Origin of the sequence: Mycobacterium nebraskense (assembly GCF_002102255.1) — a bacterium.
In the GTDB taxonomy this organism is placed as follows: domain Bacteria; phylum Actinomycetota; class Actinomycetes; order Mycobacteriales; family Mycobacteriaceae; genus Mycobacterium; species Mycobacterium nebraskense.
Map to the genome: position 1 here is coordinate 85,750 of NZ_LQPH01000081.1, position 18,660 is coordinate 104,409.

The following is an 18,660-nucleotide window of genomic DNA, read 5'->3' on the forward strand; positions in this document are numbered from 1 at the left end:
TTACGAGCCCAGGAACTCAAGAATCGCGGGCGCCGCCTGCACCCACGTGTCGAACATGTTGAAGTGCTGCACCCGGCCCGCCGCGCGGTCCTCGGACGCACGCTCCCAGGCATCCTCCGGCCACGGCGGATCGATGAGCTTCGACCCCTTGATCAGGCAACTGACCTCGAGCGACGTACGCTTCGGGTGATCCATGTCGTTCTCGCCGCCGCGAATGATCAAGGTGGGGACCTTGATCCGGTCGAACATTTCGTCCTCGACGCCCGGGATCGTCTGTCCCGGCTTGGAAACGAACGCGTTGAGCCAGCGCAGCATCACCTTGAGGAACTCGTCCTTGTCGAAGTCGAGGAAGCGCTGCTTGTTGTTCGGGTTTTCCTCGATGCGATCGCGCCACTCCTGCACCTTCACCACGCCGTCCATCCCGGTGCCGCGCACCGCGAGAATGCTGGGGACGATGTAGAAGGAGCCGAGCACGAAGGTGCCGTAGATGCCGCCGACGATGTTCCACACCACGAGCTTGGTGACCATTTCGGGGTAGAGCATCGTGGTCAGCATGGAATCCCTTGCGCCGCCGGAGCCGCCGGCGAGAATGCAGCGCTCGAAGCCCAGCCCGGTCACCAACTTATGCAGCGTCTCGGCGCGCATGTGCGACTCACTCTGACCGTAAAACTGCACATCGGAAGCGCCGCAGTTCGGCCGGTCCCACAGCAACACGCGATAGCCGCCCGCGGCGAGCGCGTCAGCAAGCGGACGCAAGCCCTCGATCTCCTTGCTGAACCGGCCGCCCGGCGTCAGGGCGATGAGATCGCCGGAGTCACCGAGGATTTCGTAGACGACGTTTCCGCCGTTGATCTCGACTGAAGGCACCCGATTCTCCTGTGGTTAGGCCTGCACCAGAACGTCGTTGCCGACGACGCGCACCGGATAGGTACGGATACTCCATTCGGGCTTGACCGCGGTGGTACCGGTCGCCAGCTCGAAACCCCATTGGTGCCAAGGACAATAGATGTACTCCAGGTCGCGCACCATGACCGAGTCACCCGGAGCGGTCTCGTCGACGATCGTGCGCCCCCTTGCGCGGCCCGAACAGAGCGGACCGCCTTGGTGCGGACAATAATTCGCGATGGCATAGAAGCTGCCGTTGACGTTGTAGACACCGACACCGTGCCGCCCGATGGGCACCAGTTTGTGCTTTCCGGGAGGTATCTCATCCACGGTTGCAACGACATGCTCGCGGCCCTGGGCGAGACGGGGCTCGGGCCGTTTGGTTTCTTCCGTCAACTCAGAGCACCCGGGTCTGACCCTCGAGGACCGGAACGGTCTCGGGCAAGTGGTAGGTCGCGATGCCGTTCTTGTACATCACCGCGTCCCGAGCGTGCTTGGGCAGGTGCTTGACCAACCAGCGCGGGTCGTCGAACGTCCAGTGCGGGTAGTCCGAGGAGAACAGCAGGATCTTCTCGCACTCCATCCATTCCAGCGCGCGGGTCAGCTCGGTCTTGTCCTCGGGGTAGTCCAGCGGCTGGGTGGTGAACTTGATGTGGTCCTTGACGTACTCCGACGGCTTGCGCTTGATATCCACCCACGACTTGCGCGCTTCGTAGATCGCGTCCATTCGCCACATCAGCGGCAGGATCCAGGTGAACGCGTGCTCGACGAAGACGATCCGCAGCGTCGGGAACCGGTCGAAGACGCCGTCGAAGATCAGGCTCATCACCTGATTGGCGGCCAGCAGCGAGTAGGTGACCATGAAGTCGTGGTTGTAGCTGGGGTAGCCCACCGGCGGTACCGGCAGCTCCTCGAAATGGCTGCGTGACAGGTGGCAGCTGACGGTGATGTCGTGCTTGGTGGCTGCCGCCCAGATCGGGTCGTATTTCGGGTGGCCCCAGGACGGGCGCGGCTCGGCCTTGATCAGGATCTGCGCCATAAAGGGGTGTCCGGCCCAGCGCTCGATCTCGCGCACGGACTCTTCCGGCTCCTCGATGGCGGCACAAATCGAACCGCGCCACCGCTCGTGCCAGTTGTTGTGACTGTCCAGCCAGTGATTGGCCTGCCAGTCGTTCAGCGCGGCCGCCATCGCGTGCTGCGCTTCGGGTAGCCGGGCCGGGTAGGCGGCGGGCTCCAGGATCGCAATATCGGAGCCCGCCTCCATGATCAGCTGGCGAAACGCCATGTCCGGGTCGCTGCAGGGGAACTCGCCGTTGGCGGGGAAGGTGTCCACCCGCATCGCGTAGGAGTGCGCATAGTCCGGGGCGTCGTAGTAGATCTGCTCGCCCACACTGCGCGTGAGGAAATACTTGCTGCGCCAGGGCTCGGGGATGTACGGGAGGAGCTCACCGCGCTTGGGCGCCGGGTGGACATCCGAATCGACGCATCGGACAGCTATGCGTTCGGCAGGGGCAACCCGCTCCTGCGAATGGGTCAACGTCATCTGAATCTCCTCAGTCTGCCGTGTTACTTCTACTGTGCGCCCACCCCGGCGGGGATGTCTATGCCGTAGAGCTGCGCCGCGTTGCGCCAGCACACCTTCTCGCGCTGTTCGGCCGAGAGTGCGCTCGGCAGCTTCTTGATATCGCCGCATTGCCAGTGCGGATAGCTCGAGCCGAACATGACCATGTCGTCCTTGCCGGTGAAACCGAACCATTCGCCGGCGAACTCCACGTCACCGGGACCGTCGAGGCTGCCCTGAACGAAATACACATGACCGGGTAGATAGTCGCTCGGGATCCGCGGCGCCCACGGCGTCTGCTCGAGGTGCGGCCGGCCGAACGTGTCCATCCGCCAGATGAACGGCGTCACGAAGTCCGCGGCGCCGTCGCCCCAGACGAACTTGAGACCGTCGAAGCGCTCGAACACTCCCTCGGCGATCATGTTCATCAGGTGGTACACGTAGTTCAGCGCCATGAAGCCGACGTACTGCTCGTAGGTGCGGGTGTTCCCGGACGGCGTCGGCGGCGACGCGATGCCCGAGCCGACTTCGATATGTGCAGCGACGGGAAGGCCCGCGTCCACCGCGGCCTCCCACAACGGCCAGAACTGCGGTTTGCCATAGAGCTCGCGCGATTGCAGCGGGACGCCGATCTGGACCACGCGCGGGTGCGATCGCCATTTCTCGATCTCCCGCAGCGCGCCGGCGATGTCGTCCGGGTTCACCCGGATGGTGCCGCGGAACCGCTCGCCGAACTCGCTGGCCTCCAGCCAGTCCGACACCATCATCTCGTTGTGCGCGGCGTGCAGCGCGCTGCCCAGGTGCCGGTCCGGCATGATCCCGCGCGCCATCGGATGCAGGACGGCCACATCGACCCCGCGCTTCGAAAAGAGTTCGTGGGCAACGAATTCCGGGTCGGAACCGGGATACTGCCCGTCCGGGCCCTCGGTGTTGGACGCGTATTCACCGCCCGGGGCGCCGTACCAGTCCATCTCGTAATCGGGGAAACCGCGGCTCTTGAACGGCTCGCGCAGGACGCTTCGCAATGCTTTGTTGGACGGAAAGAAGATGTGCACGCTGGCGTCGATCAACGGCGTGCGGGTTCCGTCGGCGTGTTCGATCACAAAAGCCATCCTTCGGCTCGGGCAGCCAGAATGAGCCCGGGAGAGCCATATGATAGATAATCTAACATTTTCATCTGGCGTCAATCAACGGGTTTCCGGTAATCGCTTCGGTTAATCATCTGCCCTGGTAGTCGGGATATGGCGGGCCGCTGCGCCAGTATCGTTCTTAAATCTGAATAATACCATTCTCCGGTCTGTGGATAAGTGCCATCCGCCTCTATCTGGGAGGGAAGCGACGGGCTAGGCGGAGGGCTGGCCCACGGTCACGCCGGCGGCCTTCTCGAGCGGTTTGATCACCGTCGTGAAGTCCGAATCGAGTCCCTGGTCCTCCGCCGCGGCCTCCCAGAGTCGGCCGATGGTTGCGGCGACGTCCGTCGGCACGCCGAGCGCTTCCGCTTCGTCGAGGTACAGGTGCACGTCTTTGACCATCAGGCCGGTGGCGAACCCGTAATCGAAAGTCCGCGGGAGGATCGCGCGGGGGAATTTGTCCCGGCTCGCGCTCGTCGCCCCCGAGCCTGCGTTGAGCACCTCGATCATCACGCCCGGGTCGAGACCGGCCTTGACGCCCATCACGACGACCTCCGCGGTGGCGGCCAGGACATTGGCCGCCAGGATGTTGTTGGCGAGCTTCATCGTCTGCGCCGATCCGGGTTTGTCTCCGACATAGAACGGCCGGCCGATCGCCTCGAGTGCGGTTCGGACCACGTCGAATTCATCACGCGGACCGGACACCATGACCGCGAGTGCGCCCTTCTCGGCTCCGCCGACGCCGCCGCTGACCGGGCTGTCGATCGCCACGATGTTCCGCTCGGCGAGTCGGTCATGGATCTGCACCGCCGTCCGGCTGCCGACGGTGGACAGGTCGACATAGCGCTTGATCCGTGCGCCCTGGATCACGCCCGCCGCACCGGTCGCCACCTCAAGCGAGGCGCTCGGCGTCGGGAGGCTGGCCATGACCGTCTCGGTGCGGTCGGCGACCTCTTTCGGCGATGACGCGGGGCGCGCCCCCAGGGCGACGATGCGATCGAGCGCCACGCCGCGCGTGTCGAACGCGACGACATCGTGGCTTTCCTGAATCAGGCGGCGCGCCATGGGAAAGCCCATGTTTCCCAGCCCGATGAATCCGACCTCCACGGCGCGTCCCTAGTCCCGTTCCGCTTCGGCGAACGCCTCACTCGCGATGCGGAAGCTGTCGACCGCGGCCGGCACGCCCGCGTAAATGGCCACCTGCAGGAAGATCTCCCGAATCTCGTCGCGAGTGACGCCGTTGGTCAGCGCCGCCTTGACGTGCGTGCGCAATTCGTTCGGCCGATTGAGCACCGAAATCATCGCCAGGTTGAGCATGCTGCGGGTCTTTCGGGACAGCCCCTCGCGACCCCACAGCGCGCCCCAGCAGTATTCGGTGACGAGGTCCTGCAGAGGCTTGGTGAAGTCGTCCGCGTCGGCGAGCGCGCGGTTGACGTACTCCTCGCCGAGCACGCTAGAGCGGATGTCCAGCCCCCGCTGGTAGGTTTCGCGGTCCAATGTCTTCTCCTTCGTCCCGGGGGCGCCGGTGCACTCGCCCTGAGCGCAGTCTCGCATCGCAACCGATCCGCGCGGTCTACAGTCGACACTCGGTGAACGATCTCAAGATTGTTCGCGGGCGCACCTGGACGCCGACCAGACTTCGCCAGGACCGAGTCGGCTTGGACTGCAACGCAATTGCAAAGGAGAAGTCATGACCGGAGCAAGCAGCAACGTCTGGGAAGTGATGTCGACGGCTCGGACGATCCGGCGGTTCACCGACAAGCCGGTCGACGACGCGACCCTGGCGCGATGCCTCGAAGCGGCGAGGTGGGCTCCGTCGGGCGCCAACGCGCAGGGCTGGCGCTTCGTCGTGCTGCGGTCACCCGAGCAGCGCGCGGTGGTGGCCAAGGCGGCGGCCCACGCCCTGGAAGTGATCGAACCCGTCTACGGAATGAGCCGCCCCGCCGACGACGACAACAGCCGCCGTGCCCGCACCTACCGAGCGACCTACGAACTGCATGACCGGGCGGGAGAGTTCACCTCCGTCTTGTTCGCCCAGCAGCACTACCCCACAGCGTCGGAACTCCTGCTCGGCGGATCGGTCTTTCCCGCCATGCAGAACTTCCTGCTGGCCGCCCGCGCCCAAGGGCTGGGGGCATGCCTGACCAGCTGGGCGTCCTACGGCGGCGAGCGGCTGCTGCGCGATGCGATCGGCGTGCCGGACGACTGGCTGGTGGCCGGCCGCGTCGTGGTCGGTTGGCCCAAGGGCAAGCATGGGCCGCTCCGCCGTCGCCCGCTCATCGATTTCGTGGCCCTCGACCGCTGGGATCAGCCGGCCGACGACCTGGTGGCCGCCGTCTAACCGGCTCCGGGAACCCGCTTGTCCTCTTCGGTCACCCCATAGCCAGTTTTCGAGATTATTACTTCCGCGCGCGAGAATGATATTCTCGCAGCGGCGGTGATGACAGGAGGCGGCCTTCATGCTGTTGGAGTTCGATGCCGATCAGCGGCTGTGGCAGAAGACCGTTCGCGACGCCGTCGCCAAGCACTGCCCGCCCTCGCTGGTGCGCAGCGTGGCCGAGGATGGCGTCGACCCCAGCCCCCTGTGGAAGTCGTACGTCGATCAAGGCTGGACCGAGCTGAACGACCCCGCCAGCGCCGTCGAGTTGGCCATCGTGCTCGAAGAGCTGGGGCGTGCGACCGACCCCACCCCGTTCCTGGCGACGATGAGCCAGTTCGCTCCGTTGGCGGCCGAGCACTTCGACCCGCATGAGTCGGGTACCGCCGTGTACACCGGGGTAGCGGCACATCGGGACGCCGAGGGTTGGGTGTTGGACGGCACGGCCCGCCATGTGCTCGACGGTGATCGCGCCGACCGCCTGGCGGTGGTGACCGACGCAGGGGTGTTCCTCACCGCGTCCAACCAGGTGTCGGCCCGGCGCACCGCGGTCTTCGACCCCGTCCTGCACGTCGCCGACTTGTCGTTCAATGAAGTCCGGGTGCCCGACAGCGCCCGGCTCACCGTCGACCGGGAACGGGCGCACCACATGGCGCTGACGGGCATGGCGATCACCATGGTCGGTGCCTGCCAACGCATTCTCGATCTGGTGCTAGAACATGTCAGCAGCCGTCAGCAATTCGGGGTGCCGATCGGCTCGTTCCAGGCTGTCCAGCACAAGGCCGCAGACATGCACGTCGCGGTGGAACGGGCGCGGGCCCTGGCGTACTTTGCGGCGCTGACGATCGCCGCCGACGATCCCCGCCGCCGGCTTGCGGCGGCGATGGCCAAGGCGTCGGCGGGCGAGTGCCAGTCGCTGGTATTCCGGCACGGGTTACAGCTCCATGGCGCAATGGGATTCACGTGGGAGAACGATCTGCAGTTCGCCCTGAAGCGCGCCAAGGCGGGTGAGCTGATGCTCGGCGGCGCCGCCGAGCACCGGGCGCGGATCGCGGAGGAATACCGTGCAGCTGACTTTTGATTCCGACGTCGAGGAGTTCCGGGCGGAGTTCGCGGCGTTCCTCGACGAGAATCTGCCTCCCGCAAGCGAAACGCTCGAGCGACCTCGGTCGGTCTCACACATGCCGCAGTGGGCGCGCGACTGGCAGCGGCTGCTGTTCGACAACGGCTGGCTGCTTCCGAGCCAGCCACCGGAATTCGGTGGTCGCAACGCGACCGTCATTCAGCAGTTCGTCTACCTCGAGGAACTCAGCCGCCGCCGGATCTACCACAGCTTCAACCCGCAGGGCGTGAATATCGTTGGCGCTTCGCTGTTGTCGTTCGGCAGCGACGAGCAGAAGCGACGGTGGGCGGTGCCGATCCTGCGGGCCGAGATCACCGCGTCGCTCGGGATGAGCGAGCCGAGTGCCGGTTCCGACCTGGCGTCGCTGCGGACCCGGGCGGTACGCACATCTGATTCACAAGGCGACTGCTTCGTGGTCAATGGGCAGAAGGTGTGGACATCGGGCGCCCACGATGCCGACGTCTTGCTGACATTTGTGCGTACGAATCCAGATGCGCCGAAGCACAAGGGAATCAGCGCGCTGATCATCCCCACCGACACCCCGGGCGTCGTGCGCCGGCCGTTCCCGTCGATCTGCGGTGCCGAGGACCTGGATTTCAATGAGGTGTTCTTCACCGACGTCCGGGTACCAGCGGAGAATCTGGTCGGCGAGCTCGACCAGGGATGGCGGGTTGCCAACGGATCGCTGGGGCACGAACGCACGATGATGTGGCTGGGATTCGCCGATCGACTCGACAACATGATCGACGACTTCCATCCCAGCACCGAGGTTGAGCGCGACCGGTACGCCAGCACAATCATGGACAAGCAGGCGCTGCGCCTGCTCGGTTCGGTGGCCTTGGCCCGCGCCTCGCGCGGCGAAGATGACGTTGCCGCGATCTCAGTGCTAAAGCTGCTCGGGTCGGAGGCCGAGCTGCGTGGCATGGAGCTGGCACTGACGTCGGCGGGATCCGACGGGCTCGTGCATCCGGCCTTGACGGGGCCGTATGCGCACATGAACCTTGACCACTATTTCGCCAGTTGGTTCGAGCGCTACGCCCGCAGCTTCTCCGGGACGATCGCCGGAGGCACCTCGGAAATCCAGCGCAACATCATCGCCCAACGGGTGCTCGGCCTACCGCGCGGCTAGCGCTTCACACGACCACAGCGCCGACGTTTCGCGCACCGTCGGCGTCGAATCACCGCTTATTGCAGCGACCTTCAAGGCTGCGACGCTCTGCTAGACCGGATCGAACTTAGTGATCAGCCACTTGCCGTTGACTCGGGTCAAGCTCACCAGCACGCTGCTGGAAGCCATCGCGGGGTCGGGGTTGTCCTTGCTCGTGGTGCTCTGGTCGACCAGCACGAGCACGACGGCCGAATCTGGGTGCAATTCCGACACCGCGGCCCCCAACACCCGAGCGGAGGTTTTCAGTGACTTCTGTTTGGCTGCCGGAGCCACGATCTGTTCGGTGAACTGGTTGTAGTACGACAAGAAGTCCCCGGACAGGTGCGACTTGGCGGCGGCGAAGTCTTTGTCGAGTGAGTCGGGCGAGTAGGACAGCAACGCGACTGTTCCGTCGGACGCCGAATTGATGACTGCGCTCGCGACGCTGGCGTCGGTTTGTTGAATAGGCCGGTACTCCTTGAAGTACAGCCAGGTCGCCGCGCCACCGGAAATCAGCAGGAGCACAACCAGAATCACCGGAACGGGCTTCACCCAGCGGCGTCCACTGCGCTCGTTTTGTCTGGAAGAGTCGTCGGCGGCATCGATGCTGCGGTTGTCCTCGCTCATGGAACGAACTCCAGTTTGGACATCTTGTATTGACCGCCGTCGTCTGTGACGGTCACTTTCAGCCGCCAATTGCGTGGTTCGTCTTTGGCGCCCGCGGCGTTGGTGATCCGCGATGACGCCGCAACGAGTACCAACGCGGAATTGCCGTCGATGGATTGCACGGCCGCTGCGTTCACGGTTCCCTGAGTGACCACTTTGGACTGCTCGACGACGGTCGTGAAATCTTTTGCGCGCTGCTGGAAATCGTCCCTGAACTGGCCGGTCGAGCTGTCGATCACCCGCTGGACGTCCTCCTTGGCCCTATTGAAGTCCAACGAAAACATGTTGACGACACCTTGTTTGGCGCCCGCGAGGAAGCTCGCGACGCGCTGGTTGCGCTCGGTGGTCTCATGACGCTGCCACATCATGTATCCGCTGGCCCCGATGAAGGCGCAAATGAGGATGATGGCGGCCGCTTTCCACGTCACGGACAACGATGGCAACCGCAGGCGTCGCCACGAGCGGGCCGGCTTGGATTCCGACTCCGCGTCTTCGGGGGTTTCGTCGGAGACTTCTTCTTCGGTCTCCGCTTTATCGTCTGCTTCGACGGTGTCGGAGACGCCGTCGTCGGTCTTCGCCTCGTCGGTGTCGGTAGCGTCCTCGTCGACGGCCGGGGCCTTAGCGGCCTCAGCCTCGGCGGCCTCAGTCTCGGCGGTCTTTGGCTCGGCGGCCTGCGCTTCCCGCCGGAGTCGGGCGGCACGGGCGCGGGCACGCGCCGCGGCGGCCAGCGCTTCGGCTTCGGCTGCCTCGGCCTCGGCCTCCTCGAGCAACGCCATCGCGTCGGCTTTCGAGGTGGCCGAATCTTGCGGCGGTTCCTTCGCCTCAGCCATCGTGCATACTGCCCGTCGCCCTCATGATCGACTGATTCCTGTACCTCTCACGCGGCTACCATCGCACGAGCGAGAACGGGTACGTGTTGGTGCCCCCTGGTCCGCCACCGCAGCCGGTGTCGAATGTTGAGTCGAGCTGACCTGCCAGCGTCACCGCATCCCACGAGTAAACGTCATGCGAGGGAAAGAACTGGACCACGCAGCGCACACCGTCGGGAACATCAATGGCCATGGTGTAGCGGCCATTGGACAGGTGTGCGTTTGCCTTCCAGGGCGCCGCTTGCCCGTTGGGCTGCGGAATCGCTTGGACGGTTAGGCATTCCGGTCCTTGGTCATATCTGCACGGTCGAATCGCCCAAATCCAGCTGTGGCCAGGATCCCGGTTGGTGTCCAGCCTGTAATTGCCGACCTGCATGTCCGCGTGAGCGGTCGGCGTAAGAGTCAGCGCGGCCGTGGCAAGCGCAAAGCTCACTGCGAAAGTCTTCACCGATGCGTCTCCCATCTCTGCACACGCGCTTGGCCTGAATATAAGGCGCTGTCACGCTGAACAGGCCTACTCGGAAAAATTGTGCCAGTCAACGGCCTGCTTTCAGGTGTAGCGTGTCCGCCGCAAACGGGCGGTGCCCCCAGTTGGGCGGTGAGCGGCTCAGTCGATGACGGCGGCTTCCTTGCGTTCGGTGATCGGTCGGGCGAGTTCCTGCTCGTCGCAAATGCGTTGCAGCTTCTCTAGCGTCTCATCCAGGCCGGCACCGACCTTGCGGCCAGGGGTGAAGGTGGCCGGCAACTTACGCATGCCCTGGATGACGCCGATGGTCTCGTAGTGGATGGTGCCCTCTGGATCACAGCGGTAGTCGGGCATCCGGTCGAGGACCGCCGTCAGCATCGACTTGAACACGGTGCGTGCCACGTTGGAGCCGATGCAACGGTGGACACCGAGGCCGAAGCTGAAGTGGCGATTGCCTTTACGGTCGAGGACAACTTCGTCCGGGTCCTTGAACACCGACGGGTCGCGGTTGGCCATGGCCCACGAAATCCAAAGCCGTTCGCCTTCTTTGAACTGGGTGCCGTCGAGCTCCACATCGTCGGAGAAGGTCCGGCCATCACCGGGCGCCGGGGTGAAGTAACGCAGGAACTCTTCGGTCGCGGGGTCAAGCAGGGTATCGCGCTGCTTGCTGAGCAACTCGCGTTGATCAGGGTGCTCAGAAAGCCATTCCAGCGAATGGGCTGTCAATGCCGTCGTGGTGTCGAAGCCGCCGCCGATGACCAGTCCGAGGTTGCCGAGGATCTCCAGATCCGGCGCGGGTTCACCGTCGATCCGCATCTCGAGCAAAGCGTTCACGATTCCGGGTCGCGGGTTCTGGCGAATCTCGATCATGTTGTTGACCAGATCGAGACCCATCTGGCGGTGCATCTCGGTTACCCGTTGGATGTCCGGCGAGTGCTCGGGCGTGTACACGGCCGCATGCGTGGGCTCGCTGTACATCTGCCAATTCTTCAGCGGGATGCCCAGCATCGCCAGCGTCAGAACGGCCGGCACGACGTTGGCCAGATCATCGACGAAGTCGATCTGTCCTCCCTCGATCTTCTCGTCGAGGCAGGCGCGCGTCACGTCATCGATGAACGGCTTCCAGCGCTTGACCGCGGCGGGAGAGAGGTAGGGGTTGAGCACGTTGCGATAGATGCGGTGCTCGGGTTCGTCCATCTCCAGGATGCCGCCCCGCACGCCGTTGATCCGGCTGGCCGTCGGAATCGAAATGCCTTTATAGCCGCGGCGTTCGTTGTTGACATCGTGATCGTTGGAGACTGCGGGACAGCGAGCGAGTTCGAACACCTCGTGGCTTCCGGCCGCCACCCAGTGGCCACCGTAGGTGTCGCTCCATGCCATCGGGCACTTTGCTTGCATCTCTTCGGTGATGGCCTTGAATCGCGACCGGTATTCAGCGGAATGCCGCTCGAACTGATACCGGTTCTTCTTCCGGTCGCTATCGCTGACGACGTCGTCGACACTCAAAGTACCGTCTCCCTTTACGTGTCATTCGGTGATGATGATGGCCTGTTCTGGACAAGACTGCGCGGCCTCGCGAACCTGGGCCTCCCGGTCGGGTGGCACCACTTCATCGATCGCCGATGAACTGCCGTCGATGTCGCTGAGCTCGAACGAATCCGGCGCGATCATCGAGCACAGGGTGTGGCCCTGGCAGCGTTCTGGATCGACCCAAACCTTCACGGTGTCTCCTTGCGAGATTCTCTGGCGCTCAGTTGCGATAGTCATACCACTTGAGGTAGCCGCCGGCGTCGACCCGCAGCTGCATGCCGGTGACATACCTGGCCTCATCGGAGGCCAACCACAGCACGGCGTTGCTGATGTCTTCCGGTTCGACGTAGGGGATCTTCATCGCTTGCTGCACGCCGAAAACCGGCTCGGCGTCCGCCCGGGTCGGACGTTCGAGGTCCGGCCGGAACGAGCGGTACATCGGCTCGCTCTGCAGCATCGGGGTGTTCGTGTTGGTCGGATGGATGACATTGGCGCGGATCCCCAACGGGGCGAGCTCGGTTGCCAAGTCGTGGACGTAGTGCGACAACGCCCGCTTGGAGTGGATGTAGGCCATGCCTCCGGGGTCGGCGCCCGGGTTGTCTTTCTTGGCGGTGTCCATCAGCGCCGCTGTGGATCCGGTGGCGATGATCGAGGCGCCGGTAGCCAGGTGGGGCAACGCGACCTGAATGGCGTTGATGGTGCCGATCAGGTTGGTATTGATTACGTCGCACCACGCCTGCAGCGGGGGCCGGCCCTTCATGCCGGCGACTCCGGCCTGCGCGACCACGATGTCGAGCTTGCCGAACTCGGCGAGCCCGTTTTCCAGCGCGGCTTGCAGTTGTGCGGCGTCGCGCACATCGGCCTGGGCCGTCACCACCGCTTGGCCGGTTTTCTCGACGAGCCGGGCGGTTTCGTCGAGATCCTCGGGCGCGGCCATCGAGTAGCCGATGGTGTCGATGTCGCAGCACAGGTCGATGGCGATGATGTCGGCGCCTTCCTCGGCCAATCGCACCGCATGACTGCGACCCTGGCCGCGCGCCGCGCCGGTGACGAAGGCGACCTTTCCTCTGACGCGCCCTGCTGCGCCGTCTCCCACCGCATCTCCTTCTATTCGGGTGCCGAGCGGATTCTTAGGTGTTGCGACCGCCATTGACACCCAGGATCTGACCGGTGATGTAGCCGGCTTCTTCGGATACAAGGAAGGCGCAGGCCGCCGCGATGTCTTCCGGCCTACCCATGCGGCGCACCGGGGTCCGCGCGATGGTTTCCTCGATGCTGCCAAGGAAGCCGTTCTTCTCCGCGGCGCGCAGCATCGGGGTGTCGATGAAACCCGGCGGCACGGCGTTGACCGTGATCCCGCACGGGCCGTACTCGAGTGCCAGGGATTTGGTGAACCCGTTGACCGCGGACTTGGCCGCCACGTAGTGACTCATATAGGGCGCGCCGGAATGCGTGCTCGACGAAGAGATGTTGACGATGCGTCCCCACTTCGCCTCGATCATGTCGGGCAACGCCGCCTGAATGGTGTGGAAGACTCCGTTGAGGTTGACGTCGATCACCCGCTGCCAGTCCTCGAACGTGATGTTGTTGAAGCGCTTGAATCCGTCCAGGCCCGCGGCGTTGACGAGAACGGTGACCGGCCCCAGCTTTGCGCGGATCGTCGCGAAGGCGGCATCGACCTGCGATCGATCGGTGACGTCCGCGGTGAAAGAGTCGTCGCTATCGGACGGCCGGAGGTCGATCGTGGCGACGTCGAGACCGTCAGCGCGCAGCCGTTGCGCGACGGCGAGACCGATGCCGGATCCGCCACCGGTGACCACCGCAGTCTTCACGTTGAGGCCTCTACTCCAAAGGTGACCGTCTCAGTCACAAAGAATCACGCTTGCAATTATGAGAACCTTACTCTCACGGCGAAGCGGGTTGCAACATCCCACGGAAACCCTGTTCGGCCTGCGTCAAACTACGTAGCGCGGCAGCCGACCGACGTTTGCGTCGCTGGTCAGCGGCTCGATGTCAATCCTGAGAGTTTCTTGAATTATCGAGAGTCGAATGTAAGATTCGCCGGGGAAGAGAATGAAATTATCGTGACCGTCACCACTTTAGGGGGTACGGATGACTGCCCAGGACACGGCAGAGCCCATCGCGGACGCCGCGCCTGAGTCACAAGTCGACCGCCGACTGTTGATCGACGGTCGGTTGGTCACCGCCGACAAGACGTTCCCGTCAATCAATCCCGCCACCGGCGCTGTGATCGGGCACGCGCCCGACGCCGGCGTCAACGAGGCCGAAGCCGCGATCGCGGCCGCTCGCCGCGCGTTCGACACCACCGCCTGGTCCACCGATGTCGAGCTGCGGATCCGCTGCCTCGACCAACTGCATCAGGCGCTGATCGACCACGCCGAAGAGTTGCGTGAGCTGACCATCGCCGAAGTCGGCGCCACCCGGGCCCTGACGCAGGGCGCCCAGCTCGACGAGCCGATCGGCATCGTGCGCTTCTACGCCGATCTGCTTCGCGGCTACCAGTTTTCCGAAGACCTCGGCGAGAAAGAATCGCGCGGCATGCTCCATCACCGCTGGGTGGAAAAGGAAGCCGCCGGGGTGGTCGCCGCGATCATCGCCTACAACTACCCGAACCAGCTGGCGTTGGCGAAGCTGGCCCCCGCGCTGGCCGCCGGATGCACCGTGGTCCTCAAGGGCGCGCCGGACACACCGCTCGTGACGCTGGCGCTCGGTGAGCTGATCGCCGATTACACAGACATACCAGCCGGCGTGGTGAACGTGCTCAGCTCCTCAGGTCCCGAGGCGGGCGAGGCGCTGACCACCAGTCCCGACCTCGATGTCGTCACCTTCACCGGATCAACGGCGGTGGGGCGCAAGATCATGGCGGCCGCGAGCGGGACGGTCAAGCGCGTCTTCCTGGAATTGGGTGGCAAGTCGGCGGCCATCATGCTCGACGATGCCGACTTCGCCGGCGCGGCGGTGTTCGCGGCGTTCAGCATGGTGACCCACGCGGGGCAGGGGTGCGCGTTGACGTCGCGGCTGCTGGTGCCCAGGTCGCACCACGACGAGATTGTTGAGCTGATCGCGCAGAACTTCGCCAAAGTCCGCCACGGTAACCCGGCGGATCCGAACACGTATATGGGTCCACTGATCAACCAGCGCCAGCGGGACAAGGTCGACGGCATGGTCCAGCGGGCCGTCGCGGCGGGGGCGACCCTGGTTACTGGCGGCAAGCGGTTAGATCCGGGCTACTTCTATGCGCCGACGCTGCTCACCAACGTCGATCCCGACAGCGAGATCGCGCAGGAGGAGATCTTCGGGCCCGTGCTCGTCGTCATCGCGTTCGACGATGACGACGATGCGGTGCGCATCGCCAACAACTCGATCTACGGACTGGCGGGCGCGGTCTTCAGCCGCGACCAGGACCGGGCGCTCGCGGTGGCGCGCCGGATCCGAACCGGTTCCTTCTCGATCAACGGCGGCAACTACTTCGGCGCGGACAGCCCGTTCGGGGGCTTCAAGCAGTCGGGGGTTGGCCGCGAGATGGGTGTGGCCGGGCTGGAGGAGTTCTTGGAACGCAAGACTTATGCAGTCCCAGCGGTGCCGGCCTCGGCAGGGGCCCCGGCGTGAGGCCGCTCGAGGGCATCCGCGTCCTGGAAGTCGCCATGTACGGGTTCGTCCCATCGGCGGGCGCCGTGCTCGCCGAGTGGGGCGCCGACGTCGTCAAGGTCGAGCACGCGGTGACCGGCGACCCGCAACGCGGTCTCCGACAGACCGGCATGCTGCGCGTCGAAGGCGACCCCAACCCGAACATCGAACACGCGAACCGCGGCAAGCGCAGCATCGGACTGGACATGTCGGTGCCGGAGGGCAAGGAAGTGCTCTACGAGCTGGCCCGTCGGTCGGATGTGTTCCTGACCAGCTTCCTGCCCGGTGCCCGCCAGAAGTTCGGGATCGACGTCGACGACATCCGCGCGGTGAACCCGAAGATCATCTATGCGCGTGGGAGCGCGCTCGGCCCGCGCGGCGAGGAGGCCACCAAAGGCGGCTACGACATGACCGCGTTCTGGTGCCGCGCCGGAACCGCCGCGACCATCACCCCGGCGGGGATGCCCGGGATGATCGCGCCACCCGGCCCCGCCTATGGCGACACCATTTCCGGCACCAACCTTGCCGGGGGCATCGCGGCGGCCTTGCTCAAACGGGAACGCACCGGCGAACCGTCCACCGTCGACGTGTCGCTGCTGGGCAGTGGGCTGTGGTCGATGGGACACACGGTCGCGCTGACAAAGCATTTGGGCCAGCGAATGGAAGCGCCGCCACCGGGCGTGCACGGCGCCCCGAATAATCCGTTGGTGGGCCTGTACACCACGTCCGACGGACGCTACATCTCCTTCGTGATGATGCAGCCCACCAAGTTCTGGGCCGACGTGTGCAGGCATGTAGACCTGCCGGAGTTGGCCGACGATCCGCGATTCACCACCGTGGAAAAGATCGCCGCCAACACGGCGGATGCGGTGGAGCTCTTGACCAAAGCCATCGCAACCCGCACGCTCGCCGAGTGGAGCGAACGCTTCGCTACGCTGGCGGGGCCCTGGGCCCCCGTGCAGGACACCCTCCAAGCAGCCGAGGACGCACAGGTTAGGGCGAACGAGTACATGGTGCGCGCGGGTGAGCTGGAACTGGTTGCCAACCCGGTCCAGTTCGATGTCGCGGCACCGCAGACGGGCCCGGCGCCCGGGTTCGCCGAGCAGACTGACGAGATCTTGATGGAACTCGGACTCGACTGGGACCGCATCATCGAACTGAAGACGGCCGGTGCCGTCACCTAGGACCGGAGGTGTCCTCAATGTTTGAGCCGACCGTCGCGCCTTTTGCGACGCAGTCGCCCCGCCTACGCGGGGTGCCGATCCGGTGTCCGATAACGGTTATGCATTTTCCGTTCCGCCCGGACTCGGCATGAGTCATAATCGCCGGACGCTTCAAGACATGGGGCCCCACGTTTTGAAGCGCCTACTCACGCAACAGAACGGAGGTCCTGGCGTGAGGATGGGAAGCGCTGTCACGCCTGAAGCGGATGCCGAATTTTGGCTGCCGACTAGGCGTTTCGTGGTCGGCGGCATCCACCCGGGATCGTTGGTTGAGCTGAATTTACCTCAGCCCGTGCGCAACAACAAGACTATCGGTCTCGTAACTCAGGAAAGGGTCTGAGGTTGATGGCAACTAAGGGAGCTGACCACTGGTCAGCGGGATTGCCTCAGCTCAAACTGAAATGGGACATCTCGGGGCCCATGCAGGCGGTCGGAGCGTTGTTCGCGATGTCGGCCGACGCGGTCAAGTTCGCGTTCCGCCGGCCGTTCCAGTGGCGAGAGTTCTTGGAGCAGTCCTGGTTTGTCGCGCGGGTGTCGCTGGCTCCCACCTTGTTGGTAGCGATCCCGTTTACCGTCCTCGTCAGCTTCACGCTCAACATCCTCTTGCGCGAACTGGGCGCGGCGGATCTATCCGGTGCGGGTGCCGCCTTCGGGGCGGTCACCCAGCTCGGCCCGCTGGTCACGGTCTTGATCGTGGCGGGCGCGGGTGCCACGGCAATGTGTGCGGACCTGGGATCGCGAACAATTCGCGAAGAAATCGACGCGATGGAGGTGCTGGGCATCAACCCGGTCCAGCGGTTGGTGACTCCGCGAATGCTGGCTTCCGGGTTGGTGGCCTTTTTGCTCAACAGCCTCGTCGTCATCATCGGCGTCCTTGGCGGCTACGTCTTTTCGGTATTTGTGCAAGACGTAAACCCCGGCGCGTTCGCCGCGGGTATCACCTTGCTCACCGGTGTGCCCGAGGTGGTCATTTCGTGCGTCAAGGCAGCGCTTTTCGGCCTTATCGCCGGCTTGGTCGCCTGCTATCGGGGCCTGTCGATCACCGGCGGGGGCGCTAAAGCCGTTGGCAACGCGGTGAATGAAACCGTGGTTTACGCCTTCATGTCCCTGTTCGTCGTCAACGTGGTCGTCACCGCGATCGGCATCAAGATGACGGCGAAGTAGGGGCTGCCAATGGCGCTGAGGGCCGCATATCCGCGATTGATCCGCCAATTCGAGAGGCCGGTCGCCTCGTTGGGCCGGATCGGCGATCACACCCTGTTTTACGGTAAAGCGCTTGCCGGGGTGCCCTTCGCAGCTACCCATTACACGCGCGAAGTTGTTCGACTGGTTGCCGAGATCAGCATGGGCGCGGGCACTTTGGCGATGATTGGCGGAACCGTCGTGATCGTCGGCTTCCTGACGCTGGCGGCGGGCGGCACACTGGCCATTCAGGGCTACACGTCGCTGGGCAATATCGGCATCGAGGCGCTGACGGGCTTCTTGTCCGCCTTCATCAATGTGCGTATCGCGGCACCGGTGGTCGCCGGGATCGGTCTGGCGGCCACCTTCGGCGCCGGGGTGACTGCTCAGCTGGGTGCCATGCGGATCAACGAAGAAGTCGATGCGTTGGAGAGCATGGCCATTCGGCCGGTTTCCTACTTGGTGAGTACCAGGATCCTGGCGGGAATGCTGGCTATCACGCCGTTGTACGCCATCGCCGTCATCCTGTCGTTCGTGGCCAGCCAGTTCACCACGACGTTCTTGCTCGGACAGTCGCAGGGTTTGTACCAGCACTACTTCAACACGTTCCTGAACCCGATCGACTTGTTGTGGTCGTTCCTTCAGGCCATCCTGATGGCGCTCACCATCCTGCTGATCCACACCTACTACGGCTATTTCGCTTCGGGGGGGCCTGCCGGTGTGGGCAATGCGACCGGTAACGCGGTGCGCACCTCGCTCATCGTCGTGGTGTCGGTAACGCTGTTGGTCTCGCTGTCTATTTACGGTGCAAACGGCAACTTCAACCTGTCCGGGTAGCAGAGGAGGTGGAACG

At 64.4% G+C, this 18,660-nt stretch carries 20 protein-coding genes; 7 read left to right on the top strand and 13 right to left on the bottom strand.

From position 1 onward, the window contains the following. The 6 genes from AWC17_RS09020 to AWC17_RS09045 all read right to left on the bottom strand — a co-directional run bounded on the left by AWC17_RS09020 (position 1) and on the right by AWC17_RS09045 (position 5,073). On the bottom strand, positions 1 to 867 hold the full coding sequence (locus AWC17_RS09020; protein WP_046181757.1) for an alpha/beta fold hydrolase: 867 nt from the start codon (positions 865 to 867) through the stop codon (positions 1 to 3). 15 nt (positions 868 to 882) lie between these two features. Then, positions 883 to 1,281 (bottom strand): Rieske (2Fe-2S) protein, encoded by a 399-nt coding sequence (locus AWC17_RS09025; RefSeq protein ID WP_046181758.1) that lies wholly within the window; start codon positions 1,279 to 1,281, stop codon positions 883 to 885. 1 nt (position 1,282) lies between these two features. Continuing rightward, positions 1,283 to 2,428, bottom strand: coding sequence for an amidohydrolase family protein (locus tag AWC17_RS09030; RefSeq protein WP_046181759.1), 1,146 nt, complete (start codon positions 2,426 to 2,428; stop codon positions 1,283 to 1,285). Positions 2,429 to 2,457: 29 nt separating this feature from the next. Continuing rightward, positions 2,458 to 3,549, bottom strand: coding sequence for an amidohydrolase family protein (locus AWC17_RS09035; protein ID WP_046181798.1), 1,092 nt, complete (start codon positions 3,547 to 3,549; stop codon positions 2,458 to 2,460). A gap of 240 nt (positions 3,550 to 3,789) precedes the next feature. Then, on the bottom strand, positions 3,790 to 4,683 hold the full coding sequence (locus AWC17_RS09040) for an NAD(P)-dependent oxidoreductase (RefSeq protein WP_046181760.1): 894 nt from the start codon (positions 4,681 to 4,683) through the stop codon (positions 3,790 to 3,792). Positions 4,684 to 4,692: 9 nt separating this feature from the next. Further along, complete coding sequence (locus tag AWC17_RS09045; RefSeq protein ID WP_046181799.1) at positions 4,693 to 5,073, bottom strand: carboxymuconolactone decarboxylase family protein; 381 nt, start codon at positions 5,071 to 5,073, stop codon at positions 4,693 to 4,695. A gap of 193 nt (positions 5,074 to 5,266) precedes the next feature. Here AWC17_RS09045 and AWC17_RS09050 point away from each other — a divergent pair, with 193 nt between their 5' ends. From AWC17_RS09050 to AWC17_RS09060, 3 genes are all read left to right on the top strand, one after another. Next, entirely contained in the window at positions 5,267 to 5,917 is a 651-nt protein-coding gene (locus AWC17_RS09050) for a nitroreductase family protein (protein ID WP_085164527.1), read from the top strand. Positions 5,918 to 6,035: 118 nt separating this feature from the next. Further along, on the top strand, positions 6,036 to 7,034 hold the full coding sequence (locus tag AWC17_RS09055; RefSeq protein ID WP_046181762.1) for an acyl-CoA dehydrogenase family protein: 999 nt from the start codon (positions 6,036 to 6,038) through the stop codon (positions 7,032 to 7,034). Then, a complete protein-coding gene (locus tag AWC17_RS09060; RefSeq protein ID WP_046181763.1) occupies positions 7,018 to 8,205 on the top strand; it encodes an acyl-CoA dehydrogenase family protein in 1,188 nt (395 codons plus the stop codon). The genes AWC17_RS09055 and AWC17_RS09060 overlap by 17 nt, the downstream gene beginning before the upstream one ends. A 90-nt stretch (positions 8,206 to 8,295) precedes the next feature. Here the strand turns inward: AWC17_RS09060 and AWC17_RS09065 are convergent, their stop codons facing one another. From AWC17_RS09065 to AWC17_RS09095, 7 genes are all read right to left on the bottom strand, one after another. After that, a complete protein-coding gene (locus AWC17_RS09065) occupies positions 8,296 to 8,850 on the bottom strand; it encodes a hypothetical protein (protein WP_046181764.1) in 555 nt (184 codons plus the stop codon). Further along, a complete protein-coding gene (locus AWC17_RS09070) occupies positions 8,847 to 9,719 on the bottom strand; it encodes a hypothetical protein (protein ID WP_046181765.1) in 873 nt (290 codons plus the stop codon). The genes AWC17_RS09065 and AWC17_RS09070 overlap by 4 nt, the downstream gene beginning before the upstream one ends. Positions 9,720 to 9,774: 55 nt before the next feature. Next, positions 9,775 to 10,221 carry a hypothetical protein gene (locus tag AWC17_RS09075; RefSeq protein WP_046181766.1) on the bottom strand — a complete coding sequence of 149 codons (447 nt, stop codon included), beginning with the start codon at positions 10,219 to 10,221 and terminating at the stop codon, positions 9,775 to 9,777. Positions 10,222 to 10,365: 144 nt separating this feature from the next. Then, positions 10,366 to 11,730 (bottom strand): cytochrome P450, encoded by a 1,365-nt coding sequence (locus AWC17_RS09080; RefSeq protein WP_046181767.1) that lies wholly within the window; start codon positions 11,728 to 11,730, stop codon positions 10,366 to 10,368. A 21-nt stretch (positions 11,731 to 11,751) separates the two neighbouring features. Further along, the gene (locus tag AWC17_RS09085; protein WP_046181768.1) at positions 11,752 to 11,946 is read right to left on the bottom strand and encodes a ferredoxin; all 195 of its coding nucleotides are present in this window, start codon (positions 11,944 to 11,946) and stop codon (positions 11,752 to 11,754) included. Between the two features lie 28 nt (positions 11,947 to 11,974). Then, positions 11,975 to 12,850 (bottom strand): mycofactocin-coupled SDR family oxidoreductase, encoded by an 876-nt coding sequence (locus tag AWC17_RS09090; RefSeq protein ID WP_046181769.1) that lies wholly within the window; start codon positions 12,848 to 12,850, stop codon positions 11,975 to 11,977. Positions 12,851 to 12,884: 34 nt separating this feature from the next. Next, entirely contained in the window at positions 12,885 to 13,586 is a 702-nt protein-coding gene (locus tag AWC17_RS09095; RefSeq protein WP_046181770.1) for an SDR family NAD(P)-dependent oxidoreductase, read from the bottom strand. A 280-nt stretch (positions 13,587 to 13,866) separates the two neighbouring features. On the opposite strand from AWC17_RS09095, the gene AWC17_RS09100 reads away from it, so the two are divergent. The 4 genes from AWC17_RS09100 to AWC17_RS09120 all read left to right on the top strand — a co-directional run bounded on the left by AWC17_RS09100 (position 13,867) and on the right by AWC17_RS09120 (position 18,644). Further along, a complete protein-coding gene (locus AWC17_RS09100) occupies positions 13,867 to 15,384 on the top strand; it encodes an aldehyde dehydrogenase family protein (protein WP_047321826.1) in 1,518 nt (505 codons plus the stop codon). Further along, positions 15,381 to 16,586, top strand: a complete 1,206-nt coding sequence (locus AWC17_RS09105) for a CaiB/BaiF CoA transferase family protein (protein WP_046181772.1) — start codon at positions 15,381 to 15,383, stop codon at positions 16,584 to 16,586. The genes AWC17_RS09100 and AWC17_RS09105 overlap by 4 nt, the downstream gene beginning before the upstream one ends. Positions 16,587 to 16,970: 384 nt before the next feature. Beyond that, positions 16,971 to 17,789 carry an MlaE family ABC transporter permease gene (locus AWC17_RS09115; protein ID WP_046181773.1) on the top strand — a complete coding sequence of 273 codons (819 nt, stop codon included), beginning with the start codon at positions 16,971 to 16,973 and terminating at the stop codon, positions 17,787 to 17,789. Between the two features lie 9 nt (positions 17,790 to 17,798). Next, a complete protein-coding gene (locus AWC17_RS09120) occupies positions 17,799 to 18,644 on the top strand; it encodes an ABC transporter permease (protein WP_046181774.1) in 846 nt (281 codons plus the stop codon). The last annotated feature ends 16 nt before the right edge of the window (positions 18,645 to 18,660 follow it).